This window comes from Bacillus altaicus (assembly GCF_042136375.2).
GTDB classification, from domain to species: Bacteria; Bacillota; Bacilli; order Bacillales; family Bacillaceae_G; genus Bacillus_A; species Bacillus_A cereus_U.
In genome coordinates, this window is sequence record NZ_CM143394.1 from 3,667,182 (window position 1) to 3,693,623 (window position 26,442).

The following is a 26,442-nucleotide window of genomic DNA, read 5'->3' on the forward strand; positions in this document are numbered from 1 at the left end:
TTCTTCTAATTACCACTTATGTATGTACCTCTTTCCGGCATCATCACATCTTCTTCCGTTCGAAAGTAAAGTGGCAATCCTTCCGTAAGAAACATACTCGTATTGGATGGATCCTGTCTCTGATGATGGATGTGTAAATGTGGTTCACTGGAACTTCCTGAGTTACCGACTTGAGCAAGAACGTCTCCTTCATTTACGTGTTGTCCTTCTTTAACTTTAATTGACCCTTTCTTTAAGTGGGCAAGAACTAAAAATGTTCCTGTTTCATCTAGCTGTATATAAATGTGATTTCCTGCCATTGACTGAAAATCACCCTTACACCTTGAATAATCTTTATTTTCAGATTAAATTATATAATAACAAATACATTCTAGTTTCATATGAACAGGAGTGAAGGCATGTTTCCTATATTAAAAACTGAGCGACTTATTTTACGAGAACTTACTGAAGAAGATGCACCGGGTATATTACATTGCTTTTCGAATACCGATGTCCTGCGCCATTATGGCCAAAAGCCATTACAAAATTTGGATCAAGTAAAACAAATCCTTAATAATTTTAAGTTGAGTTACAACGCAAGAAGCGGTATTAAATGGGGCATCGAATTAAAAGACAAGAAAGAGCTCATTGGAACAATTGGTTTTCACGATTGGTCTTCTGAGCATAAACGAGCAAATATAAGTTATGCCTTTCTCCCTGAACACTGGGGAAATGGATATGCCACTGAAGCGGTTTCTGAAGTTATATCATATGGTTTCCACACGCTACATTTAAAACGAATCGGTGCAATTGTCTTTCTTGAAAACGAAGCGTCAAATAAAGTGCTTTTAAAATTAGGATTTGAAAAAGAAGGTGTTCTGAAAAATTATATGTATCAAGATGATATTCCATATGATACGAATTTTTATTCTTTATTAAAATCGGTTTAATAGAAATTATATAAAAAAGAAACCTCACTCTTAAAAGTAAGGTTTCTTTTTTTATATAAATAATTTTACTTATTATCAATATAAGCATTCTTATAAGTATAAACGCCACCAAATTGATGCTTTTCAATTCCTTTTACATAATCCTTTTGTACATAAGCTGAACCAATATGGTAAAGCGGTGCTACCGCAGCGTCCTCTAATAGAATACGCTCAGCCTCTTGCAGAGTTTCCCACCTTTTCTTCTGATCTAGTACTAGGTCACTTTTAGCTTTTTTTATTAGTTCATCGTAGTGAAGGTTAGAATAATTCATTTTATTATTCGGATTACCCGTCGTAAATAACTCTAAATAACTAATGGGGTCTTTATAGTCAGGTCCCCAATTTGCCATAGATATATCGTAATCACCTGTTTGTTCTAATTGTAATTTTTGCTTAAATGGCTGTTGTTTAATTTGTATCGTTAATCCTTGCAAATGCTTTTCTAAATCACCTTTTATATATTCCGCCATAAGTTTTGCGTTATCTTGTTCAAACGTTAAGAACTCCAGTGTTACCTGTTCTATCCCAAGTTCTTTTTTCGCTTCTTCCCAAATCTCTTTCGCTTTTTGTAAATCATATAGAGAAATATCTCCGTTTTCTTTTCTAAAATCTTTACCAGTCTCTTCATTTATATGACCAACTGGTACAAGTCCACTTGCAGATTTTGCCCCATTATTAATAAAGTGATCAACGAAATCTTCTTTATTTAACGCTAATGAGATAGACTGACGCACTTTCTTATTTGCTAACGCATTATTTTTTTCATTAAAACGTAGCATTGCAATTCCAGGATCGCTCGACATATGTAATTGCTTATTCCCTTTATACTTGTCTACAAATTGAGAATTAATTGGTACTCGATCCAAATCGCCAGCTTCATATAAATTTACCGCTGTCATTGTATCCTTCACAATTTGAAAGTTTATTTCATCTAATTCCACTTTCTTTTTATCCCAATATGAACCATTTTTCTTCAATTGAAATTCTTGTTCATGCTTCCATGTCTCTAACACGAATGGACCATTATATATGAGATTATTAGGTTCAAGCCCGTAATTTTTCCCTTGTTCTTTCAAAAATGACTCATGCTGTGGTAAGTATATAGGTAGCGCTAGCAACTGTAAAAAATACGGAATTGGCTGCTCTAGTTCAACTTCTAGCTTATAATCATCTATTATCTTTACACCAAGTTCATCGAGAGGAATTGTTCCCTTGTTTATTTCTTTCGCATTTTTTATATAAAACAGCATGTATGCATATTGAGACGCTGTTTCATGACTTACCGCCCGTCTCCACGCAAACATAAAATCATTTGCTGTTACTGAGTCTCCATTTGACCACTTTGCATCTTTACGCAAATCAAATGTATATTTTTTACCATCTTCACTTCTTTCAAACGACTTTGCTACTGCTGGAATAGGATGATCCTGTTCATCTAGCACATACAATCCTTCAAATATGTTTTGCATAACGTGCGCTGATGTACCATCCATCGTTTTTGCAGTATCAAGAGAAGGAATTTCTTCTGATACTGTTACATTTAACACTTGTTTTTTAGCTTCTGCATCACTTTTATTCACTTTATTATTACAAGCTGTTAAAAATAAAGATGTAACAAGTGCCATTACCATTAAATGGCTCTTTTTTCGCTTCATGAATTGTTCTCCTTAAAAATAAGATATTATAAATCGTTATATATTATAGCAGAAATACTAACAGAAAGATGCGACATTCTTTTGAATATTTATTCGTTCAAGAAAAAAAGCTATCCTTTTAAAAAATGATAGCTTTCTCAACTTGTATATAATTACCTATCTTTGTAAACCTCGTTTATAACGACCTGCTTCGAATATAATACGCTCTTCATCTAATGTTTTACATTCACCATTCCAAACAACACGTTTACCGTTAATAATTACATCGCTTATATCTTTTCCACTAGCAGCATACACAAGATGTGATAATACTTCATCTGCTGGTTGTAAATGCGGCTTATTAGATGGATCAATCGTAATAAAGTCGGCACACTTTCCAACCTCAAGTGATCCCGTTTGTTTCATCCCAATTACTTCCGCTGCTCCTTTCGTTGCAAGAGAAAGAGCTGTTTCAACTGGTAATGCTGTTGCATCTTGATGAATACCTTTTTGTAATAATGTTGCTATGCGCATTTCTTCAAACATATCTAAATTATTATTAGACGCAACACTATCCGTTGCAATTCCTACTTTAATTCCTGCTTCTAGCATCGCTTTTACATTCGCTATACCAGAACCTAGTTTTAAATTACTATTAGGATTATGAGCTACTCGAACATCATGTTCTGCTAAAAATGCACGCTCATTTTCATTTAATACCACACCATGCGCAATAACTGTTGGGCGTTTAAACAATCCGCAACTTGCCGCATATTCTACTGGACGTTTTCCGTACTGTTCTTCAATATCACGTACTTCACGATCTGTTTCAGAAAGATGAATATGAACCATAGTTTGATTTTCTACTGCAATACGTGCACACTCTTCTAACAATTCTGTAGAGCATGTATATGGACTATGTGGTGCAACCATCGTAGTTAACATACCACTTTCGTTATAATAACGCTTCACATATTTCTCAGCTTCTTCTATCGCTTTCTTTTCATCTTCTTTCGTTCCGAAGCTGAATAAAGTTCTTGAAACAGCGGCTCGCATCCCGCTTTTTGATACCGTTTCCATGATTGCATCTTGGTCTACTCCAATTGGATTAAACATATCAGAGAATGTAGTTGTACCGCTTTTCACCATTTCAAGCAATCCTAATTCCGTACTAGCAACCGCAAGTTCTGGAGTAAACTGACTTTCAAGTGGCCAAATTCTCGTCTCTAGCCACGGCTGTAATAACATATCGTCTCCGATACCTCTCAAAAGGCTCATAACAACATGTGTATGTGTATTGACAAGCCCTGGTAGAACCCACTTCCCTTGCATATCTATCACTTCATCCACTTCATAATGAGAAGGGATTTCTCCGCTATTCACTTCTATAATTTGATCATCTTCTACAATGATATATCCGTTTTCTAACACTTCATTTTGTTCATTCAACGTTACAATCGTAGCGCTTACATAAGCTGTTTTCAAAAGTATTTCCCCTTTCAACTCTATGAAATTCCCTTTAATTAGTTACCACCACTATAGTAACTTATCGAAGATTAAGAGTCAAAAGATAATTTTAATTCTTTAACTATCTTTTCCTTCAAAATGTCATATTGTTTTTCATTTGTATCTGCAAATGCTTCTTCACAGCTCGACTTCATGTCCATATAGTTTAATGTTTCATGAAACTGGTTCCAAGTAAAATCATACCTTTTCCCATCTACTGTATTGTAGAAATGCCATACTTCACCTATCTTCGTCTTTATTATCTCTCCCCCGCACAATTCTTGGACAATAAGGGCCGTTACACCACATTGTCCCTTTGCTGGGCTTTCGCTCGTCCACTTAGAACTCGTTTCTATTGACCAAGATTTTCTTAATGCTTCATATAGTTGTTTAATCTTTATGCTATCCATTTTCAGCATCCCCTGACATTAGCAGTTTTACACATCCTATTGTAAAAGCGGTAAAAGGCGATTTTTTAAAATTATTACTATTTGTAACACCGTTCAATATATTGAACGGTGTTACAAATGATTTAATTCACCTTCGCTCCATAACATCTCGCAACTGCAACCGCCTGCGCTATATCTAATTTCACATTTTTTAAATCAAAACTTTTAAAATCAACTCTATCAACTACAGCTCCCCTTAAATCCGCCCCACTAAGTTTCACCTTACCTAATTGAGCACCCGTTAAATCTGCTTCACGCAAATCTGCTTTTTCTAAATTACATTCATATAAGTCAGCTTCAATTAAACGAATACCCTTTAACATTTGTTTACTTAAGTTCGCAAACCTTAGGTTCGTATATGACCAATCGCCTGATATAATTGTTATTCCGTCTAAATTCGCCTCTTCGAAGTCAGAACCAGTCATTTTACATTCTTCAAACTTAGAGACAAATAAATTCGCACCAAAAAACCTACAATTAGCAAACGTAGTTCCTTGGTGAATAGAAGCATTAAAAAGAGTACCAGTAAAATCACATTCTATAAAATTACAATTTTGAGTAAAAACTTCTGATGCATCTATCCCTCTAAAACGGCATTTTATGAAGGTACAATTTTTCAATTCCTCTTCTTTAATCAAAACATCTTGAAAATCTATTTCTACATATTCTTTATTTACAAATTCACTCATAATCAATCCTCCAATTTCTCAAAAAACCTCACTTCAGCATGAAGTGAGGTTTCTTCTTATACAATATGCTCATCTAACCATGAAATCAAATCTTGAAATACATCTTCTCTATTCACTTCATGGAACATTTCATGTCTACCATTTTCATATAAACGAAGTGTTACATCTTTCACACCACATTTTTTATAGTTTTCGTATACTTCTTTTACACCTTTCCCCATATCCCCAACAGGATCACGATTTCCAGAGAAAATATGTATTGGAAGTTCTTTCGGTGTCTTCTCATATTCTTCTAATTTATTTACTTCAAGTACACCATGAAATAATTCTCGATAAAAACTCGTCGTACAAATGAATCCACATAATGGATCGGCGATATATTTATCAACCTGATTTATATCTGAAGATAACCAATCAAATTTCGTACGATTTGGCTTAAAGTGTGAGTTGAAGTTTCCGAAAGATAAGAAGTTCAGCATCGGACTTTTCGTTTTCTTTCCGCGCAGTTTCATCTCAATTGTCGCTACTTTATGACCAACGATGCCTAAAAACCCCGGATTTCCCCCAGTTCCCGAAATGAGAAATCCATCATATAATTCACCTCTAAGTTGTACAGCACGTCTAGATAAAAATGAGCCCATACTATGTCCAAGTAAAAACAGTGGACAGTTCTGTTCTTTTTTTATAGTTTCCGATACAAAAATCACATCAGACACAGCCTGATTCCAGCCTATATCCGGCTCGAAATGACCATAATCCTCTTCTCTTTTTACTGTTTTCCCATGCCCTTTATGATCATGCGCATAAACACCGTATCCTGCTTCTAATAAAGCATCAATGCATTCGGTGTAAACACCTGCATGTTCTGTCATGCCATGTGCGATTTGAACAATCCCCCGCAGATCACCTTCTGGTAACCACTTGCGTAAATAAATTTCCGATTCATCCAATGCCGTAACGAAATTTTCCTGTATGCTCATTCCGACAGCCTCCAAATCTATTATGTATATCTTTTTTTATAATGAATAACATTCATTATTCTTATTATGTATTATATGCAATTGCTCTCATTATGACAAATATCACACTTTTCCGATTAACTCTCAAACTATTATGTTGACGAACAATAAATAAAATTATATAGTTACTTACATAAAGTAATCATTATATTTTTAGGAGGTTTCTATTATGATGCCATCATTATTTTTAGCACACGGATCACCTATGCTTGCTATTCAAGATACAGACTATACACGCTTTTTAAAGACACTTGGGAAAACATATAAACCGAAAGCTATTGTTATTTTTACCGCTCACTGGGAAAGTGAAGTATTAACGATTTCCTCTTCAGATGAAGAATATGAAACAATTTATGACTTTGGAGGTTTTCCTCCTGAGTTATACGAAATTAAATATCGTGCGAAAGGCTCTTCTAGCATTGCGTCTATGCTAGAAACAAAATTTAAAAACAAAGGCATTCCAGTCCATCATAATATGACGAGAGGTTTAGATCATGGTTCATGGACACTCCTGCATCGCATGTATCCAGAAGCAAATATTCCTGTCGTACAAATATCAGTAAATCCATTCCTTCCTGCAAAAGAACAATTTGAAATTGGAGAAGCACTAAAAGGACTTGGACAAGAAGATATTTTAGTAATCGGCAGCGGAGTTACTGTTCATAATTTACGGGCCTTGAAATGGAATCAAACCACACCTGAAAAATGGGCAATTGAATTTGATGATTGGATTATTAAACATATTCAGACTAATGATAAAAATACATTGTTTAATTGGGAGAAAAATGCGCCTCATGCACAATTAGCTGTACCAAGAGCGGAACATTTTGTTCCTCTATTTATCGCGATGGGTAGTGGTGAGAACGACGGTAAAGTCATTCACCGTAGCTACGAGCTTGGTACATTAAGTTATCTTTGCCTTCAATTTTAATGAAAAAGGATGCAGCAATATTGCTCCATCCTTTTTCTGTTTTTCGTTCACATAGTTAACTAACTTCCAAATGTTGTTTTTCTGATACCTCTGCATTCTTACTATGAAAATAAACCCAAATACATGCAATAAATAATAATGATGATGTAGAGAAGAAAACATATTGGAATCCCGCATGAGCTGCAATTTGTCCACCAAGTACTGGCCCAATCATATTTCCTAAAAACTGAAACGATTGATTATATCCAAATATTCGTCCCGTTACATGGGTTGGTGTATGTTGTTTTAGTAGAGTTTGTACGGAAGGTAATAGTCCTGCTTGTGCAATACCTAATAAAAAGCGAAGAATTAATAGTTGCCAAGCTGAGGTTACAAATGCTTGCGGGATAAAAATAATTCCTGCAGCAAACAACGCTACAACTAACGTTTTTTGAGGTCCAATATGATCTGATAATCTTCCTAGCTTAGGGGCTGCTAAAATAACTGCTAATCCTGTCGCAGACATGACTGCACCTGCAAGCATTTCAATATGATCTGTTCCTGGTCCTGCCAAATGCTTTACGTACAACGTAATAATAGGTTGAATCGACATATTTGCAAGCTGGATAATAAACGTTGCTACAAATAAACTTATTATTAAATGTTTTGCAGGGACCATCGTCCATACTTTTTTCGGCTGTGCCTTTTTTGCTTTAGCAGAATGTTTCTCCTCATGTAAGAAGAAAAAGACGATGAGAAAGGAAAGGAATAAGAAAGCTCCTGTAACTAGAAAAACATGACGCATTCCGATTAATTCAGACAAATAACCTCCGAGTATCGGCCCAAGTAATGAACCGCTCACGCCTCCAGTTGAGATTGTAGAAATTGCCCAACCTGAATGTTCTCGCGGTGTTTCTGCAGCAATAAATGTCATCGCTGTAGAAAGGAAACCAGATACCGCTCCCATTAAAAACCGAAGTGCGACTAGTTGATACACGTCCGTCACAAACCCCATAAGCGTCATAATTACCGCCATACCAAGACTAGCACGAATAAGCATCAATTTCCGTCCATGTATATCACCTAGCTTTCCCCATATTGGTGATACGATCGCACCCATTAAAAATGTTACACCAAATGCAAGTCCCGACCACTGTGCAATACTCGAAGTGCCAGTCACTCCTAATTCCTCAATATAAAAAGATAAAAAAGGAATTACTAAGCTCATACCGGCTGCAGTGGTAAAACAACCTAGCCAACAAATCATTAAATTTCGTTTCCAGCTGGCCATTTTCACACCTTCTTTCATTCGATACCCATTCTACACCGTTTTCTAGAAAAAGTTTAGTAATTTGCTTTACATGTAAGATTTACTACAAAATCCGTTATTTTCTAGTAAGAATCACTACATTCCTACAACGCTTTCATAATAAAACCAACTCCCCTATATGAAGTTGGTTAATTATTCTCTATCTGTATTAAACTCGCATTACAACTTCTCTCGTAAAACTCAATCGGACCTGCTTGTCCAATAATTGCATATTCATATCTATCTTGCTTCATACTATATAAACAATGATGTAACAATTCCTTCCCAACACCGTTCACACGATTATGTTTCGCTGTACCCATCGGGCCAAACAATCCTTTCTTTCCTCTCACAACATCGTAACAAGCGAAACCAATAATTTCTCCTCCTTCCTCCGCAATAAAAATAGGTAACTCTTCTTTATGTGTCCGAAATCCATAATCTAAAGATTTTAACCAACGCTCACCAAATTCACCCTTAACAAAACGTGCCAATTTTTTAAAATCAGAAGAGACAGCTCTTCTAATATTACAGTTTAAATTATTATAAATAGGATTAAATCTTTTTAATGCGACCGTTAAGTCTCTTGGCTCAGATGTAATTTGCAATACCTCTTTTTGCACGTTTTTACTTATAACCTTTTCAATAACTGTATCAACTTGAAACAGTGCATATAAAACATGCCCTTCATTTATTAATACTTGCTGAAAACGGTCCATCCGTTTCTTTGCTACTTTTAAAACTTCTATCGTCTTATTTGAAACTTTAAACTCCCCAACATTTATGTATTCTATTTCATTTGTATAATATTGTTGGAGCAACGATATTTTTGCTAAAAAATCCATACCCACCGTGTGAAATAAATACAGATGTAACTCCGCACAAACTCCAGTCCCTTCCTTACAAGCTCCTATAAATAGATGAACTGGATGAATAATTCCTTTATTACACTCAGCCTCTCGCGTTGCAATCTCCAATATTTTATATGCACGTTTTGTAAATTGGAATTCCACCATCTATATCCCTTCCCCTAATGACTTATTATCAAACCATAACCATATATAATAGAAACAATTACTCCAACCATTAATATGCCTGGAAGTAAATTTGCCACTTTAATTTTAATAAATCCAAGTAAATTTAATCCGATTGCAAATATCATAATACCACCAGTTGCTGTCATTTCAACTATAAATTGATTCATTAATTTCTCTGGTACAAAACTATTAATTTGCGTTGCAAAAACTGCAATACCTCCCTCATATAAAATCACTGGAATCGCTGAAAATACTACGCCAATTCCTAGAGTTGTCGTTAATATAATAGAAATGAATCCATCTATAATCGCCTTTGTGAATAAAATATCATGATTTCCGCGAATCCCACTGTCTAATGCTCCAAGTATCCCCATTGCGCCGATTGCAAAAATAAGCGTAGCTGTTACAAAACCTTCTGATATACTTCCTTTACCTTTCGATCCAACTTTATTTTCTAGCCATTCTCCTAAATGTGTTAATCTTTCTTCTAATTGTAGCCATTCTCCAATTACCGCACCAATAACTAAGCTTAAAATCACAACGAGAAAACTTTCACTCTTCAATGCCATTTGAAGTCCAAGTGCAGCAACCGTTAAACCAATTGCATGCATAATCGTCCCTTTCATACTTTCTGGAATATTACTAAATAATTTACCAAACAAAGTTCCAATTATAATGCAGACCCCATTTACAACTGCTCCTAATATAACCATATTACATTCTCCATCCTCTGAATTCTTTATTACTATATTCTGGATTACACATTGCTTTAAAGGTTACCTATATGTTAACTTAATATTGAGAATATTAACAAATGATTTCCATTACTAAAAACCCGCTTTTTTAGCATCTATGAATCTATCTATACGTTATTTTCACTACATTCATTGTGGAAGTTCACGATTACGGTATACAGGGAACCTTTAGTCAGTGATAGATTTTTATCAGTTGAACAAAGCGGGACAAAACCAAAAGGGACGGTAGCTATGAAAACTTTATTAAAACGACTTATTTTAATAGCCTTTTTCATTACACCAATTGTTTTATTAATCAATTACACTTACATTTCAAAAGCAAAAAATAAACCAGATGTACAAAACGTATCAACCAAAGCAAATTCAACGACCGAAAAGAAAAACGAAGACCCTGAAATTACACTCACCTTCTCTGGTGATACAATGTTCGATTGGCAATTACGTCCTGTAATCGAAAAAAATGGGGCTGATTATCCGTTTCAACATGTAAAAGAAGAAATAACAAAAGCTGATATTTCTTTTGTTAATTTAGAGTCAGCATTTACAACGAGAGAAAAAAAAGTACCTGGGCAACAATTTTGGATTAAAAGTGATCCATCCACACTACAAGCAATTAAAAATACTGGATACGATATTGTCAATATTGGCAATAACCATACGCTTGATTATGGACAAGATGGACTACTAGACACCATTTCTCACGTCGAAAAATTAAAACTACCTTACACTGGAGCCGGAAAAAATACTGAAGATGCTTATACCGCTCGTGAACTAACTGTAAAAGGAAAAAAGTTTAAATTTCTTTCCTTTGTACGCTTTATGCCTAACTTTAATTGGGTAGCTGGTGACAATAAACCCGGCGTTGCAAACGGATATGATCTAGATCTTGTAACAAAAACAATTCAAGAGCAAAAGAAAGATGCTAATTATGTAATCGTCTATATGCATTGGGGCGTCGAAAAATCAAATCGCCCGATAGAATACCAGAAACAATATGTTCCGAAAATGGTAGAGGCGGGTGCTGATGCGATTGTTGGAAGTCACCCGCATTGGTTACAAGGGTTTGAGTATTATAATAAAGTGCCTATCGCTTACTCATTAGGAAACTTTTTATTCCCAAGTTATGTGAATGGAAAAAGCGCCGAAACTGGCGTATTAACTTTAACCTTTAAAGGAAAGGATGTCCAAATGTCATTCAATCCTTACATCATTCGCAACAACCAAGTTTCCCCTGTAAATGAAGAAGAAAAGAAAAAAGCTCTACAATATTTACAAACGGTTTCAACTGATGTAGAAATTGATGATACTGGGAAAATAATAAACAAACGCAACTAAACAGCATGAAATCCATTTCTCTGTGATATACATTACAAAAAGGTGATGAATATGCTGAAAAACTTGTTAGAAAATATAAGTCTGCTAGAAAAAGTGTATGAACTATCTATAGCGATCCTGCTTTTATGTTCCGTTTTTTCGGTTAGACTTCTAAGAAAAATAAAGCGAGAGAGAAAACTTTCTCCCTTTGAATTTACAATGTACATAATCATTCGTATTGCAATACTTTTTTGGTTAACTAGCTTTATCCTTCTTAAATATGGAACGTATTTCGTTTAACTTTCAAAGAATAAAAAAGATAGAACAAGCAGGATTTCCCGCCGCTTGTATCTATCTTTTTTATTTCAAGTAGAATTGTATGTTAATTCTTTTCTTTTATTAAATAAGTAAATCAAACAGCACAGGATTTTTATTAAGCTCCACAAATTGAATGTTATTTTCTTGAAAACGAGTAATTAAAGCTTCATAGTCTTCCCTATGTTTTAATTCTACCCCCACTAAAGCTGGACCATTTTCTTTATTATGTTTCTTAATATACTCAAAGCGAGTAATATCATCTTCCGGTCCTAATCCTTTATCCAGAAACTCTCGTAGTGCTCCTGAACGTTGAGGAAATTCAATGATGAAGTAATGCTTTAATCCTTCATGAATAAGGGATCGTTCTTTCATTTCTTGCATTCTATCAATATCATTATTCCCACCACTTAACGTACATACAACTGTTTTTCCCTTTATTTCATCTCTGTATAGATCAAGTGCCGCAATAGAAAGCGCTCCAGCCGGTTCAGCTACAATCGCATTTTTCTTATACAATTCTAAAATCGTTGTACAAACCTTTCCCTCTGGTACTAAAACAATGTCATCAATTACATCTTTACAAGTTTCAAAAGTTAACTTTCCTACCTTCTTAACAGCTGCTCCATCAACGAAACTATCAATCTTATCTAATGCAACATTTTTATTTTGAAGAAAGGCTTCTTTCATAGATGCAGCTCCCATCGGTTCTACACCGATTACCTTTGTAGTAGGACTAATCCCCTTTACATATGTACCAATACCAGATGCTAATCCACCACCGCCAATTGCTGTAAATATGTAATCAACTGGTTTCTCCATATCATGCATAATTTCAACAGCGACTGTTCCTTGACCAGCAATGACATACGGATCATCAAACGGATGTACAAATGTCATCCTATTTTCCACACAATAGCGCTGCGCCTCTTGGAAAGCACTATCAAATGTATCACCAACTAATACAATTTCTGCGAAATCACCACCGAAAAATTCAACTTGTGATACTTTTTGCTTAGGTGTGGTTGTCGGCATGAAAATTTTTGACGGAATCTTCAATAAATTACAAGTATAAGCAACACCTTGTGCATGATTACCAGCACTTGCACAAACAACACCATTTTGTAACTTTTCTTTCGGTAAACTTTGAATTAAATTATACGCACCACGAATTTTGAAAGAACGAATAACTTGTAAATCTTCTCGCTTAACGTATACGTCACATTCATATTTCTCAGATAAAACTGAATCTCGTTGTAACGGTGTTTTAATAACAATATCTTTCATGCAATTATGAGCCATTAAGATATCCTCAATTTTCACTCTCTCCTTTACATTTTGCACCATTTTCTATCATCCTTATCTCTGTTTATATTGGCTCAATCAAAATTCGGGATTTTCAGAACTGCACCTGTATTCGCCGATGTTACCATTTGTGCATAACGTCCAAGCCAACCAGTTTTCACTTTTGGTTCTGGTCGTTTCCATCCTTTTTTACGCTTCTCTAATTCCTCATCACTAACTCTCACTTCTAACAAGCGTTCCTCAACATCAATACATACAATATCTCCTTGTTCAAGAAGTGCAATCGTTCCGCCAGCAGCTGCTTCTGGTGAAATGTGCCCTACTGAAATACCACGTGAAGCACCAGAAAAGCGACCATCAGTTAAAAGTGCAACATCTGCTCCTAATCCCATACCAGCAATTGCTGATGTTGGTGCTAACATTTCCGGCATACCAGGTCCGCCTCTTGGTCCTTCATAGCGAATAACAACTACATCCCCTTTCTTAACTTTCCCAAGCATAATGCCGGCAAGCGCCTCATCTTGTGAATTAAAAATAACGCAAGGTCCTTCAAATCGTTTTACTTCGGTTGCTCCGCTTTTAATAACCGCTCCGTCTTTCGCAAGGTTTCCTTTTAATATACGTAATCCCCCTTCTTCACTATGAGGATTTTCGAGAGAATGAATCACTTCCTTATCTTGAATCTCTGCATGAGCGATATTTTCTCGTAACGTTTGCCCAGTAGCAGTTATGCGATCAAGGTGAAGTACCCCTTCTTTTCGGCTCATCTCTTTCAAAATTGCACTAATCCCGCCTGCGCGATCGATATCTTCCATATGCCAATTAGAAGCTGGACTTACTTTACATAAATGCGGTACACGCCTTGAAACTGCATCAATGCGATTCATATCGTAATCTAACCCCGCCTCTTGTGCGAGTGCTAACGTGTGTAATACTGTATTCGTTGATCCACCCATCGCCATATCAAGTGCAAACGCATCATCAATTGCTTCTTCTGTTACAATGTCGCGTGGTTTAATATCTCTTTCAATTAAAATTTTTAATTTTTCTGCTGCTTGTTTAATTAACTCCTCACGTCTTGGATCAATTGCTAAAATACTCCCGTTACCAGGAAGAGCTAAGCCTAACACTTCACATAAACAGTTCATAGAGTTCGCTGTAAACATACCGGAACAAGAACCACAAGATGGACAGCCATGATCTTCAATATCCTTTAATTCTTCTTCTGAAATTTTCCCAGATTGATAGGCTCCTACCCCTTCAAAAACAGAACTTAAATCGACAACTTCCCCTTTAGATGTTTTCCCCGCTGCCATCGGTCCACCTGAAACAAAAACAGTTGGAATGTTTACACGAAGTGCAGCCATCATCATACCTGGCGTAATTTTGTCGCAGTTTGGAATACAAATCATTCCATCAAACCAGTGTGCATTTACAACCGTTTCTACTGAATCTGCAATAATTTCACGACTCGGAAGCGAATAACGCATACCGATATGGCCCATCGCAATACCGTCATCTACTCCAATTGTATTAAATTCAAATGGAACCATGCCTGCTGCACGTACTGCTTCTTTAACAAGTTTCCCAAACTCATTTAAGTGCTTATGACCTGGAATAATTTCAATAAAAGAATTACAAATTGCTATGAATGGTTTATCAAAATCTTCATCTTTTAAACCAGTTGCTTTTAATAAACTACGATGCGGAGCTTTATCAAAACCTTTTTTAATCATGTCACTTCTCATCTTGTCAAATCCCTTCTTACACATTTTTTCTCTTATTTACTCTATTTTTTAAAATAAAAACTCTCACCTCAGCAATCAACTACTACTTAATAGTAGCTTTGATTGCTGAGGCGAGAGTTTCGCGTTACCACTCAGCTTCCTTACACTTCTCACGAAATATAAGCTTTGTAGGTCCAACCAGACCCCCGTCCTTTTACCGGAGACGATGCCGCCGCCCTCTACTCAGTTTCCCTTTCGCAAGCGATGCTCCGAGGTGATATTCAATGATTCGATTGTTACTACTCTCACAGCCTTGGAGTAGCTCTCTGAAACGATCATAATCATCTACTTTCCTCTTCTTTGCATATACAAAATATTAATTCAGAAAATTCTTAATTAACTTTTATTTGTTAAACGTATTATAGGACTTTGTCCTTTTCATTGTCAATATATTTTTCATTTTTTTAAAAGTTCAATTCATTCACTAGAAGGATATTTATTTTTCTCAAAACAAAATCGGAATGACCTCCTTACATGTACTCATATATTGCTTAAGTATGTTTGCTTTTCTACATAAAGAAAAACAACTTAAAAACATATAAAAAATTTATGAGGAGATGAGAGAACTATGTTAAAAGGTAAAATAGCATTAGTTACTGGAGCAAGCCGAGGAATTGGACGTGCTATCGCAAAGCGTTTAGCAAACGACGGTGCATTAGTTGCTGTTCATTATGGTAACCGAAAAGAAGATGCTGAAGAAACTGTTCATGAAATTCAATCAAATGGCGGATCAGCTTTTTCTATCGGTGCAAATCTTGAATCTTTACACGGTGTAGAAAATCTATATAACTCTTTAGATACTGAATTGCAAAAGCGAACTGGTGGAACGGAATTTGATATTTTAATAAACAACGCTGGAATTGGACCTGGTGCTTTTATTGAAGAAACGACTGAACAATTTTTTGATAGAATCGTTTCAGTAAATGCAAAAGCACCATTCTTCATCATCCAACAAGCTCTACCACGTTTACGTGACAATAGCCGGATTGTTAATATCTCATCAGCCGCAACCCGCATTTCTTTACCTGATTTCGTTGCATATAGTATGACGAAAGGTGCAATTAACACAATGACTTTCACGCTTGCAAAGCAGCTTGGAGCAAGAGGAATAACGGTGAATGCAATACTTCCAGGCTTTATCAAAACAGATATGAACGCGGAACTCTTGAGCGATCCAATGATGAAACAATATGCTACTAACATTTCAGCTTTCAATCGATTAGGTGAAGTAGAAGACATTGCCGATACCGCTGCATTTCTCGCTTCCCCTGATAGTCGTTGGGTTACTGGCCAATTGATTGATGTGAGCGGAGGATCTTGTTTATAAAAAACATATATTTTCAAATCTTTTTTATTGCGCAATAAAACAATTTATATAATACTATATAAAACATATATATTTAGGAGGATTACAGCAATGTCAGAAAAAACATACGAACTCGCAACCTTCGCAGGTGGTTGTTTTTGGTGCATGGTAAAGCCATTTGATGAACTTCCTGGTATTCATAAAGTGCTTTCCGGCTATGCAGGTGGTCATGTAGAAAACCCAACATATGAACAAGTAAAGGCTGGAACATCTGGACATTTAGAAGTCGTACAAATTACATTCGATCCTTCTATTTTCCCATATCAAAAATTATTAGATTTATATTGGCCACAAATCGATCCGACTGATGATGATGGACAATTTTTCGATCGTGGCCCCTCTTACCGCACAGCAATTTTTTATCATAATGAAACACAAAAAGAACTTGCAGAAAAATCGAAGCAAACTCTAGCAGAAAGCGGTATGTTTAAAGATCCAATCGTGACTGAAATTCGTCCGACTGCACCTTTTTATGAGGCCGAAGAATACCATCAACATTTTTATAAAAAGAACCCAGAAAAGTACGCTTTAGAACGTAAAGAATCTGGTCGTGAAGATTTTATTAACGAAAATTGGCAAAAAAAATAATAAAAACGCATCGTGCTTTCTTTTAAAAATACGATGCGTTTTTATCTTTGAAAAAGGTACCATACAATGAAAAAAACAATTGCTGTTAAAACTAATTACTAGGCAGTCGAATACCGCGCCAACTGCCTACATCGCATTGGCCATATTCGTTATCACCCACCGCTACCACCGTGCCGTCTGATTTAAGACCGACTGTATGGGCACAACCCGCCGCTATCGCTACAATATCGCGCCAATCACTTACATCACATTGACCATGTTTATTATTACCCACAGCCGTCACTATGCCGTCTGATTTAAGACCAATTGTATGATTACTCCCTGCCGCTATCGCCACAATATCACGCCAGCCACTGACATCACATTGGCCATGTTTATTATTACCCACAGCCGTCACCATGCCGTCTGATTTAAGACCAACTGTATGAAGATAACCCGCCGCTATCGCCACAATATCACGCCAGCCACTTACATTGCATTGGTCATACCGATTATTACCCACAGTCGTCACAGTGCCGTCCAATTTAAGACCAATTGTATGCCAGTCACCCGCCGCGACCGCCACAATATCACGCCACCCGCTTATATTGCATTCACCTTCTTTATTTCGCCCCACTGCTACCACCGTGCCATCCGATTTAAGACCAATGGTACGACGCCACCCCGCCGCCACTGCTACAATATTATTCCAGTCGTTTATATCGCATTGGTTATGCTTATTCCAACCCACTGCTACCACAGTACTGTCAGTTGTAAGACCGATTGTATGAGCATTACCTGTGTTCGTCGCCATATGAACATTACCCACCGCGACCGCTTCAATATCACGCCAGCCGCTTACATTGCATTCACCTTCTTTATTTCGCCCCACTGCTACCGCCGTGCCATCCGATTTAAGACCAACGGTATGACCACGACCAGCCACTATCGTATCTTTAGGCCATCGTTTCACCTTTAACACCTCATCTTTTGTTAAAAATAAGCACTTGTATCGAAATAGATATTTTGATCAAACTTTATTTTTAATCTACATCTACAAAGGAAATCTATTACTACTTCTTCAAAAAATAAAAACCTCCAGTTTAAGTACTAGAGGTCTTCTATTTATTTCTTCAATCTCTCAATAAAATCCTGTAATTTATCAAGCGATTTCATGTTATGGTTACAAGCAACACCATCTTTGCAAATATAATTCCCCTTTTTAACAAACGTTCCTGGGATCTTTCCTTTTATTTCAACTAAAAACATCCCTACTTCTTCATGCCCATGACATAATGAACAAATACTTTTTTTATTTATGCTTTGGAACGTTCCTTGTAGACCAACGAACTTATTATTGTTTTTTGCAATTATAAATTTCCTGCTTGTTCCTTTATCAATCCAGCTTAAATAAGACGTTTCTTTCATATTAATTTCATCCATATCAGGAAGTTTTAATTTTTTCGCTTTTGGGAATAATTTTTTTAACGTTTGTGCTGTAACTTCCTGAAACGGTATTACATACGGATTTATTTTCAGTAAAAACGATTCTGCACCTTCTCTATTTTCAACTGTTAATACCGTATCAATTAACTCTTTCTGTTCATCCGTTAAATTCTCAAATACATGTATTATCTTTTCAATTGCAAGTGATTTTAACGCTTGAATTACTCCTCTATCATTTGCCGTCGCATGTCCATTTGCTAAAATATAAGCTTGTGACTTTATAAAATTATATTGATCACTTCTAATAAAAGCTTCCATCTTTATCACTCCATACAAATTGTTGATCTAGTTTTACTTTATTGTATACAATGATTCAGTTTTTTGATATGTAAAAGATAGTTTAGAAATGAAAATTACATAACTGCATCGATTATTTTCTACCGATTCATCTCCTGACAAAAGAAACCATCATCTGTTTTCCATTCCGCATATAGAACATCCTCAAATTTAGTAATTCCTTTTTGCTTAATTTGCTTATAAAGCCACCCTTCATCAAAACCCGCTTCCCTCAAATTATCCTTAACTACTTTCCCGTCACTAATTAATGAAATGGGTAAGTATACTGGCTTATGTTTTAAACTTAAATCATTTATATTGGGAGTTTCATATTTACTTTTTTTCAGAACGCTTATGTTTCCGTTAGGTTCCAATATCATATATTCAACTTCTCGGATTGAAAAAATATCTTTTTGTTGTCTTAGCATTTGCTGTAATTGGTTTATGTCCAAATGATTTGCACTTAATTGCTCTCGGTCAATATGCCCATTACGAATAATAATAGAAGGGTATCCTTCAAAAAACCTTCTTGTTCCTCTTATTTTTTGCGTTATCACTTCTATTGTGTAAATTAATATGACCCAAACAAATACTGAATATAAAATAGACCACACTTTAATTTTAGGATCATATATTGAATTTCCAACAAGCTCACCAAGAACGATAGCAGAAATAAAATCAAAAGGTGTTAGCTGAGATATTTGTGTTTTCCCTAATATTTTTGTAGCAACCAATAGAACAAAAAAACCAACTAAAAGCTCTATAGTTATTTGTCCGATATGATTCATATATGTTCACCTTTCTGCTTTACGAAATAAGACCCCTACTTTTCATCCACACGCTATGTATTCTATTTAGTAAAAGGACGTTGCATTTTTGGTATTATCTTGCCCACTCACACCCAATATATCCAATGCGTACAAAATAAAAAAGCCTGATTCACAATAACATATGAACCAGACCCTTTCACTTTTATTCACTTAGAATACACAATCTTTTTAATTGTTTCTCCAGAAAGAAAATACTCTTCTGCAAGTTGATGAATGGCAATTCCACTTTTAAATGCTTCTTTAATTGCTTTATTTCTTTCATCTAGTTGTTTTCTTCCGCCAGATCGTGTACCCCATTTATAATGTTTTGTTTCTTGTTTTGGAATGTAAATTGTTTCACCTTGTATATACTTTTGAATTTCAGCAATTAAACTTTCTGGTAAAACAGTCGCAGCTTTTACGTATTTCATTTCTGCTCGCCCCTTATTTTTATGGTTCATTTCAATAAGGTGCAAAGCCAAATATAAAAAATGATACGAGCTCATTTTGGCGATTGATTGTATATTACTTGTCTACCTCACGCAAAGTATCGCCATTTCCATACTTGGCTTTGCATGAGACGCTGCAGTGTCTGGCAATTGAATTGTAATCGCCATATAAACACCTCCTAATATACCTTTTGCATTTTATTATATGATAAATTTCCTCTCCTTGCATCTTCATCCCTTTTCAAAGCACCAAGTTACTTAGTTTGATATAATACTTTTTAATCAAATCAAAAATAAATGTGAGGTTGTATTATGAAGAAGAAAAAAATAATCATCATTATATTAGTTACACTACTTATTATTGTTATATCATTATTCGGCACGTACAAATTAATGAACGCAAGAAGCTTTCAATTATTTGGAGACTTAACAAATCGCATTGAAGCGAATGAAAAAGTGATTGCTTTAACTTTTGATGATGGCCCTACTAACAATGTAAAACAAATACTACCACTGCTAGATAAGTACAATGCGAAAGCTACTTTCTTTGTTATCGGAAATGAATTAGAAAACAATTTACCATTAGGTAAAGCGATTGTTCAATCTGGACACCAACTTGGAAATCATACATATTCTCATAACAGAATGGTTTTTAAATCACCTTCTTTTATTAAAGAAGAAATAGAAAAAACAAATTCATTAATTCGCCAAACAGGATTTACCGGCGAAATTGATTTTAGGCCACCCAACGGTAAGAAACTAATAGGACTACCATACTATTTAAACAAAAATAATATTGAAACTATCACATGGAATCTTGAGCCTGATACTTTTTATAAATCTGCGGCTGATAAAGTTGATTACGTCAATAAGAATATAAAACCTGGTTCTATCATTTTATTGCACTCTATGTACGATGAATCTAATGAAAATCTGCAAACCATTGAAGGTATTTTAGACTCTTTATCTAAAAAGGGGTATCAATTCGTAACAGTAAATGAACTGCAAAAAAGAGCAAAATAAAAAGGTAGCGTATCATACCACGATACGCTACCTTTCTTTTATATAATTCCAAGCACATTTAGGAATACGATAATAATCGCAATTGGTGCAATATAGCGAAGTAAGAATAACCATAATACGAATAGTTTATAGCCTTTATTTTTACTTACACCAAGCTCTTTCATTAATACATCTTTCTTCATTTTCAAGGGAACAAAGATGGAAACTAATAAAACACCAAGCGGCATTAGTATGTTACTAACCGCATAGTCTGCTAAATCAAAAATTGTTTTTCCAAATGGTTTCACATCGCTTAACAAACCGAATGATAATGCTGATGGTACCCCAACAACGAAAATTAATAATCCTACGATTAATGCCATTTTTTCACGTTTCCCTTTGCTTTTACCTTTTGTTGTTAAAGATGCAACGCTAATTTCTAGCATTGAAATTGCTGATGTAACAGTAGCAAAGAAGAATAGTAATAAGAAAACGATGAAGAATAATTTTCCGAACGCCATTTTACTGAAAATAGCTGGCAATATGATAAATAATAGTCCTGGTCCTTGAGATGGTTCCATTCCAAATGCGAACACAACTGGGAAAATTGCAAGTCCTGCAAGTAATGTAATAACAAGTGTTAAAGCTACGATAGAAAATGCTGAACGCGGTAAACTTTCTTCTTTCGGTAAGTATGAGCTATACGTTACCATAACGGCTACACCGACAGATAGCGAGAAGAACGATTGCCCCATTGCATATAAAATGATTTCTGATGTTACGTTTGAGAAATCAGGTTGTAAGAAGAATCGAACTCCTTCTCCAGCACCGTCTAACGTAAGTGCACGAACAATTAATACAAAGAATAAAACGAATAGCGCTGGCATGAAATATTTATTTACTTTTTCAACACCATTTTGTACACCTTTACTTACGATAAAAATAGTAATAAGGATGAATAATAGCTGTGATCCAACTGCTAAATACGGATTGGAAATGATTTCACCAAACGTAGCTTCGTATGCTCCATTTCCTTCCCATAGTCTACCTGTAATTGCATTCCATAAGTATAATAAAATCCAACCCCCTACAACACTGTAGAAAGAAAGTAATATGAAACATGTTACAATCCCTAATTTACCTAACCACGGCCATAACGTTTTAGGAGCAATCTCTCTATACGCATCAACAGCCTCTTTTTGTGTACTTCTTCCAATAACGAATTCAGCTAATAATAGCGGTAAACCAATTAATAATGTGAAACCGATGAAAATAAGGAAGAATGCCCCGCCTCCTCCGATGCCGGCCATATATGGGAATTTCCAAATCGCCCCAAGACCAATTGCTGAACCTGCTGCAGCTAATACGAAACCTAATTTCGATGTCCATTGCTGTGAATTCATCTGTTAATCTCCTCTCTGTATCTGTTTCAGTTTACAATTCGATATTTATATAATTCTATCTACACTCTTTTCTAATACGCCCACTTCCTCCCAAATAAAAAACGCCCCTACGTAAATACGTAGGGACGACAAAAAATATCGCGGTACCACCCTAGTTATGAAGATACAACAAAAGTAATCCCTAAATAAAAACGCCCCTACGCAAATACGTAGGGACGATAAAATATCGCGGTACCACCCTAGTTATGAAGACACAACAAAGTTAAGACCTAAATAAAAAACGTCCCTACGTAAATACGTAGGGACGATATATATCGCGGTACCACCCTAGTTGTGAAAAAAATCTTCACCACTTTATTTGATAACGGTATGCACTACCGTCTTTCATTTCCTCACAATGTGAGATTTATGAAAGATGCTCCAGGACGAACTTCATGAATAATCTATATACTGATTCACACCAACCATCAGCTCTCTGAAATAGGGAGATTTTCACTACTATACCCTTTCATTGCTCAAATATTATTTTCCGAATTGATTACTATCATTTTTATCATACATTAAAAATAGTGTCAACTTATATTTTGAAATTTTATGCATTACATTCTATTTTAAAATTCAAAATATGACTTTCAAATGAATAGTATTAGAACATTTATGGTTTATACTGTATTAACTTCTCTAACAGGTTTATAGTAGTATACGATAAAGTGAAACTTTAATCAGTGGGGGTTTTGTTCATCCCCCACTGATTATTAGCCTTCACCAATCGGGCGTTTACGGGCAGCCCGACTCCCACCTAACTTCTTTGCTCCAGTCGCATTTTGAGGTGGGAGTCTTACTGCCCGCAAATAGCGGGATAAATGCAAGGCAGCACGAGTAGGAGGAAAGAATTTTGTCTACTTCAAAAGTTTTAAAAGGTACTGCTTTATTAAGTGGTGCAACAATGATTTCACGAATTTTAGGTTTTATATACTTTTTCCCCTTCCAATTATTAGTTGGAACGCAAGGGGTTGCTTTATACGGATATGCATACTCTTGGTACGGTATTTTATTAAGCTTTTCAACAGCTGGTATTCCAATTGCCGTCTCAAAATTTGTTGCAAAACATAATGCGCTTGGTGATTATAGTACAAGTAAAAAATTGTATAACTCGAGCGTAAAATTGATGTTGTTTATGGGCTTTTTAGGATTTTTAACTTTATTTATTGGAGCACCGTACATATCACAATTTATCATTCGCTCGAAAACGCCAGATCCACAATTTATCGCCGACGTAACACTTACAATGCGAGCATTAAGTTTCGCGCTTATTATCGTACCAGCTATGAGTGTTACACGTGGTTATTTCCAAGGTTTTCAACATATGAAACCTAGTGCTGTATCTCAAGTTGTGGAACAAATTGCGCGCGTTGTTTTCATTTTAGTTGGTAGTTTTATCGTCTCCAAACTATTAGGAGGCTCAGTAGCTTCTTCTGTTGCAGTTGCTACGTTTGGCGCTGTTATCGGAGCAATTGCCAGCGTCTCTATTTTAATGCTGTACTGGAAAAAGTATAACGGATTAAAGCCTCCTGAAGGTGAATTAAAGTCAGGGGCATCCGATATTCCATTAAAAAATATTTACATGGAATTACTTCGATATGCAATCCCCATTGTATTTGTTGGTATTGCAATTCCACTCTATACGTTAGTAGATCAATATACCGTAGCTGATGTCCTTAGGGCGATGGGAGAGCCTTTAGAAACCGCGAATGCCGTTTTCGCTTATATAACGAACTATGCACAAAAGTTAATTATGATTCCAGCTTCACTTGCAACTGGTTTCTCATTAACAATTATTCCGGCTATAACGAAATCATTTACAAGCGGGAAACTAGAAGAATTACAAGGACAAATTTCAAAGATATTTCAAGTATTGCTATTCTTCACTATCCCAGCAGCATTCGGTTTAGCTAGTATCGCTTACGATGCATTCCGCATGGTTTATGTAAATCCTGAAATTGCACTTGGTGGATCACAATATTTAATTTCATTTGCACCGTCTGCTATATTAAGTGCGATTTTCACAGTTTCAGCAGCTATATTACAAGGCATTGATTATCAAAGAAAAACAATGATTGCATTCTCAGTCGGTATTCTCGTTAAAATTGTGCTGAACACACCACTTTTACACTTATTCGGTGGACATGGTGCTGTACTTGGAACAATTCTTGGATATCTAGTTTCAAATATTATTATGTTGTACTGCATCGTTAAGTTTGCGAAATTTAAAATTGGCGAAACAGCAAAAACAGTATTTCTTATTACGATTTACTCCGCGGCAATGTCTGCTGTTGTAATTGCATTAAGAGCATTTATAAGCTGGATTATTCCTGGCCAATCTTATGTAGAATCACTGATTATTGTATTTATATGCGCCTCAGCAGGAGGACTTGTCTATCTTCTATTCGTATTAACGAGTGGACTCGCTTCGCATATTCTCGGTAATCGTATTCAACGTTTACCTGTATTAGGAAAGTTAGTAAAATAAAAAACAAGAGATGTAACTCGTTGTTACATCTCTTGTTTTTTCACTTCGCATATTGAATACGCTTTTGTTGTTCAGCGATATTTAATTCCGGCGCATGTTGTTCTACTAAATGTGATACCTCTTCAATTAGCACTTCTAACTCCTGTACACTATACTCCGGTTTCCCTATCAACGTATTCGCCATACGCTCATATAGATTTTCAGGTTTGATAGTCATACGCTCTACATTATAAGCCATCCATTTAAATGCAGGATGGTGCACGTACATTCTATTCAAACCGAATAAAACACCGAATAAATCCCTTTGCACTTCACAAATGACATCATATAGCATAAGCCAATCTTTCCGTTTTAAAAGCGCCTCTCGATTATGCCAACGGTTACTAAACCAAAGATTTTCTGAGATCATCCTTTTCGCCAGTTCTTCTGGATATGCTTCAACCCTATCTTTTAGAGCATGTACTTTCACTTTTCCATACAAACTCACACCATCATGAACCGATGATACAATACATTGTTTCTCATAATTTATATCATACTGCTCTACAACTTCTGAAATAACCTTTTCTACTGTCACTGTTAAAAAATTACTAATCTCTAGTTTAATTCCTTCTTTCGTCAAATACGTTTCCGACCATTCTTCTTCCTCGTATGGATGATATGACAAAATTGTTCCACCAATATTGTTAATCGGACCTAGACGATCTTCATCCTCTGGTGGTGTTGACCATAAAATATGTAATTCGATATCCGAATGTTCATCTTCTAATTTTCTCGCTACAGAGCCTGCTAAAATAATAGCTTCGACTTTCGGGTTTTCCCTATAAATCTCCGACATTTCTATCGCTTTCTCTTTTAATCCCATCTCATTCCCCCCTATAACTATACCCTTCTCTTTTTTATATTTATCTATTTCAATTTTACATCTTGCATTCCCTTTACCACTTTCAGCTTTTCAAAATTCATTTAATCAAATTTCTACCCAATAACGCTGCACAATTTCGCCAGAATTAGAAGAAACTACTTCATTTTCTAATACACCGCCAACCTTCTGTATTGTTTTAGCCGAACTGATATTTGATTTATCGCAAGTTATTAATACTTTCTTTAATCCTAATTTTTGCGCCTCAACTAATGCAAGTTGCAGTTGCTCAGTTGCATAGCCTTGACGACGTTTATGAGGATGCACACTATAACCGATATGTCCACTCTCCATCATCAATTCTGGCGTTAAGCGATGACGAATATTAACAAACCCGACTATTTCTCTACACTTAAAAACTGACTAGACGGCACTCGATTAGGCGGTAAGTTTTCTCCCAATTCTTGTATACTCAATTTTTCAAACCATTCACCAATAGAATTGAAATTTTGTAAAGAACAACTACCGTGCGGTTGTTCTCCTGACTGTAAAAATGCCTGCCTATACTCTATAATTTGTTCGCTATATTCATATGTTGGTTTCAATAGCTTCATTGTCATTCTCCCCACTCACCCATTCTCTATTTTTCTAAAAGAAGCACCTTAATAGCGGATT

Annotated in this window: 24 protein-coding genes, 2 pseudogenes and 1 other annotated feature; of the genes and pseudogenes, 8 read left to right on the forward strand and 18 right to left on the reverse strand. The window is 35.6% G+C overall.

The features are described 5' to 3' along the window. Positions 1-5: 5 nt before the first annotated feature. Positions 6-314, reverse strand: a pseudogene (locus tag ACE38F_RS18910) (M23 family metallopeptidase); the annotation flags it as partial. A gap of 84 nt (positions 315-398) precedes the next feature. On the opposite strand from ACE38F_RS18910, the gene ACE38F_RS18915 reads away from it, so the two are divergent. Beyond that, complete coding sequence (locus tag ACE38F_RS18915; RefSeq protein WP_341307108.1) at positions 399-929, forward strand: GNAT family N-acetyltransferase; 531 nt, start codon at positions 399-401, stop codon at positions 927-929. Positions 930-994: 65 nt separating this feature from the next. On the opposite strand, the gene ACE38F_RS18920 is transcribed toward ACE38F_RS18915, so the two are convergent. The 5 genes from ACE38F_RS18920 to ACE38F_RS18940 all read right to left on the reverse strand — a co-directional run bounded on the left by ACE38F_RS18920 (position 995) and on the right by ACE38F_RS18940 (position 6,226). Then, positions 995-2,623, reverse strand: coding sequence for a peptide ABC transporter substrate-binding protein (locus ACE38F_RS18920; RefSeq protein WP_375369671.1), 1,629 nt, complete (start codon positions 2,621-2,623; stop codon positions 995-997). 156 nt (positions 2,624-2,779) lie between these two features. Beyond that, positions 2,780-4,105 carry a bifunctional S-methyl-5'-thioadenosine deaminase/S-adenosylhomocysteine deaminase gene (locus ACE38F_RS18925; RefSeq protein WP_375369672.1) on the reverse strand — a complete coding sequence of 442 codons (1,326 nt, stop codon included), beginning with the start codon at positions 4,103-4,105 and terminating at the stop codon, positions 2,780-2,782. Between the two features lie 53 nt (positions 4,106-4,158). Continuing rightward, positions 4,159-4,518: a YunG family protein gene (locus ACE38F_RS18930; RefSeq protein ID WP_215555967.1), complete on the reverse strand. Its 360-nt coding sequence runs from the start codon at positions 4,516-4,518 to the stop codon at positions 4,159-4,161. A gap of 122 nt (positions 4,519-4,640) precedes the next feature. Further along, positions 4,641-5,246, reverse strand: coding sequence for a pentapeptide repeat-containing protein (locus ACE38F_RS18935; protein WP_215555966.1), 606 nt, complete (start codon positions 5,244-5,246; stop codon positions 4,641-4,643). A 56-nt stretch (positions 5,247-5,302) separates the two neighbouring features. After that, positions 5,303-6,226 (reverse strand): alpha/beta fold hydrolase, encoded by a 924-nt coding sequence (locus ACE38F_RS18940; protein ID WP_215555965.1) that lies wholly within the window; start codon positions 6,224-6,226, stop codon positions 5,303-5,305. Positions 6,227-6,434: 208 nt separating this feature from the next. Here ACE38F_RS18940 and ACE38F_RS18945 point away from each other — a divergent pair, with 208 nt between their 5' ends. Further along, on the forward strand, positions 6,435-7,196 hold the full coding sequence (locus ACE38F_RS18945) for a DODA-type extradiol aromatic ring-opening family dioxygenase (RefSeq protein WP_002158359.1): 762 nt from the start codon (positions 6,435-6,437) through the stop codon (positions 7,194-7,196). Positions 7,197-7,251: 55 nt separating this feature from the next. Here the strand turns inward: ACE38F_RS18945 and ACE38F_RS18950 are convergent, their stop codons facing one another. The 3 genes from ACE38F_RS18950 to ACE38F_RS18960 form a co-directional block, all read right to left on the reverse strand. Then, positions 7,252-8,466: a multidrug efflux MFS transporter gene (locus tag ACE38F_RS18950; RefSeq protein WP_016100296.1), complete on the reverse strand. Its 1,215-nt coding sequence runs from the start codon at positions 8,464-8,466 to the stop codon at positions 7,252-7,254. 167 nt (positions 8,467-8,633) lie between these two features. Next, the gene (locus ACE38F_RS18955) at positions 8,634-9,500 is read right to left on the reverse strand and encodes a GNAT family N-acetyltransferase (protein ID WP_375369673.1); all 867 of its coding nucleotides are present in this window, start codon (positions 9,498-9,500) and stop codon (positions 8,634-8,636) included. Positions 9,501-9,514: 14 nt separating this feature from the next. Further along, positions 9,515-10,234 (reverse strand): DUF554 domain-containing protein, encoded by a 720-nt coding sequence (locus tag ACE38F_RS18960; RefSeq protein WP_375369674.1) that lies wholly within the window; start codon positions 10,232-10,234, stop codon positions 9,515-9,517. Between the two features lie 273 nt (positions 10,235-10,507). On the opposite strand from ACE38F_RS18960, the gene ACE38F_RS18965 reads away from it, so the two are divergent. Next, positions 10,508-11,611: a CapA family protein gene (locus tag ACE38F_RS18965; RefSeq protein WP_375369675.1), complete on the forward strand. Its 1,104-nt coding sequence runs from the start codon at positions 10,508-10,510 to the stop codon at positions 11,609-11,611. Positions 11,612-11,662: 51 nt separating this feature from the next. Continuing rightward, positions 11,663-11,890 (forward strand): hypothetical protein, encoded by a 228-nt coding sequence (locus ACE38F_RS18970; RefSeq protein WP_080013725.1) that lies wholly within the window; start codon positions 11,663-11,665, stop codon positions 11,888-11,890. A 99-nt stretch (positions 11,891-11,989) separates the two neighbouring features. On the opposite strand, the gene ilvA is transcribed toward ACE38F_RS18970, so the two are convergent. After that, positions 11,990-13,252, reverse strand: coding sequence for a threonine ammonia-lyase IlvA (gene ilvA, locus ACE38F_RS18975; RefSeq protein ID WP_375369676.1), 1,263 nt, complete (start codon positions 13,250-13,252; stop codon positions 11,990-11,992). Between the two features lie 32 nt (positions 13,253-13,284). Then, positions 13,285-14,958: a dihydroxy-acid dehydratase gene (ilvD, locus tag ACE38F_RS18980; protein ID WP_215555958.1), complete on the reverse strand. Its 1,674-nt coding sequence runs from the start codon at positions 14,956-14,958 to the stop codon at positions 13,285-13,287. Positions 14,959-15,565: 607 nt separating this feature from the next. Between ilvD and ACE38F_RS18985 the strand changes: the two genes are divergently transcribed. Both ACE38F_RS18985 and msrA read left to right on the forward strand, forming a co-directional pair. Further along, positions 15,566-16,324, forward strand: a complete 759-nt coding sequence (locus tag ACE38F_RS18985; RefSeq protein ID WP_002141274.1) for an SDR family oxidoreductase — start codon at positions 15,566-15,568, stop codon at positions 16,322-16,324. 90 nt (positions 16,325-16,414) lie between these two features. Continuing rightward, positions 16,415-16,951: a peptide-methionine (S)-S-oxide reductase MsrA gene (gene msrA, locus ACE38F_RS18990; protein ID WP_215555957.1), complete on the forward strand. Its 537-nt coding sequence runs from the start codon at positions 16,415-16,417 to the stop codon at positions 16,949-16,951. Between the two features lie 91 nt (positions 16,952-17,042). On the opposite strand, the gene ACE38F_RS18995 is transcribed toward msrA, so the two are convergent. The 4 genes from ACE38F_RS18995 to ACE38F_RS19010 form a co-directional block, all read right to left on the reverse strand. After that, positions 17,043-17,912 carry an RCC1 domain-containing protein gene (locus tag ACE38F_RS18995; protein ID WP_375369677.1) on the reverse strand — a complete coding sequence of 290 codons (870 nt, stop codon included), beginning with the start codon at positions 17,910-17,912 and terminating at the stop codon, positions 17,043-17,045. Positions 17,913-18,055: 143 nt separating this feature from the next. Further along, complete coding sequence (locus ACE38F_RS19000; protein ID WP_375369678.1) at positions 18,056-18,694, reverse strand: FusB/FusC family EF-G-binding protein; 639 nt, start codon at positions 18,692-18,694, stop codon at positions 18,056-18,058. 119 nt (positions 18,695-18,813) lie between these two features. After that, positions 18,814-19,500 carry a DUF421 domain-containing protein gene (locus ACE38F_RS19005; RefSeq protein ID WP_215555954.1) on the reverse strand — a complete coding sequence of 229 codons (687 nt, stop codon included), beginning with the start codon at positions 19,498-19,500 and terminating at the stop codon, positions 18,814-18,816. Positions 19,501-19,688: 188 nt separating this feature from the next. Further along, on the reverse strand, positions 19,689-19,952 hold the full coding sequence (locus tag ACE38F_RS19010) for a CD3324 family protein (RefSeq protein ID WP_087980154.1): 264 nt from the start codon (positions 19,950-19,952) through the stop codon (positions 19,689-19,691). A 330-nt stretch (positions 19,953-20,282) separates the two neighbouring features. On the opposite strand from ACE38F_RS19010, the gene ACE38F_RS19015 reads away from it, so the two are divergent. After that, the gene (locus ACE38F_RS19015; protein ID WP_341307121.1) at positions 20,283-20,993 is read left to right on the forward strand and encodes a polysaccharide deacetylase family protein; all 711 of its coding nucleotides are present in this window, start codon (positions 20,283-20,285) and stop codon (positions 20,991-20,993) included. 38 nt (positions 20,994-21,031) lie between these two features. Here ACE38F_RS19015 and ACE38F_RS19020 read toward each other — a convergent pair whose 3' ends face one another. Continuing rightward, positions 21,032-22,375, reverse strand: a complete 1,344-nt coding sequence (locus ACE38F_RS19020) for a sodium-dependent transporter (RefSeq protein ID WP_375369679.1) — start codon at positions 22,373-22,375, stop codon at positions 21,032-21,034. 297 nt (positions 22,376-22,672) lie between these two features. Beyond that, positions 22,673-22,896 (reverse strand) — a binding site (T-box leader). 374 nt (positions 22,897-23,270) lie between these two features. Between ACE38F_RS19020 and ACE38F_RS19025 the strand changes: the two genes are divergently transcribed. After that, entirely contained in the window at positions 23,271-24,905 is a 1,635-nt protein-coding gene (locus ACE38F_RS19025; protein WP_375369680.1) for a putative polysaccharide biosynthesis protein, read from the forward strand. A gap of 40 nt (positions 24,906-24,945) precedes the next feature. Here the strand turns inward: ACE38F_RS19025 and ACE38F_RS19030 are convergent, their stop codons facing one another. Together ACE38F_RS19030 and ACE38F_RS19035 are read right to left on the reverse strand one after the other, a co-directional pair. Beyond that, positions 24,946-25,770: a DUF4037 domain-containing protein gene (locus ACE38F_RS19030; RefSeq protein WP_375369681.1), complete on the reverse strand. Its 825-nt coding sequence runs from the start codon at positions 25,768-25,770 to the stop codon at positions 24,946-24,948. A 105-nt stretch (positions 25,771-25,875) separates the two neighbouring features. After that, positions 25,876-26,381: pseudogene (locus ACE38F_RS19035) on the reverse strand (GNAT family N-acetyltransferase). Between the last annotated feature and the right edge of the window lie 61 nt (positions 26,382-26,442).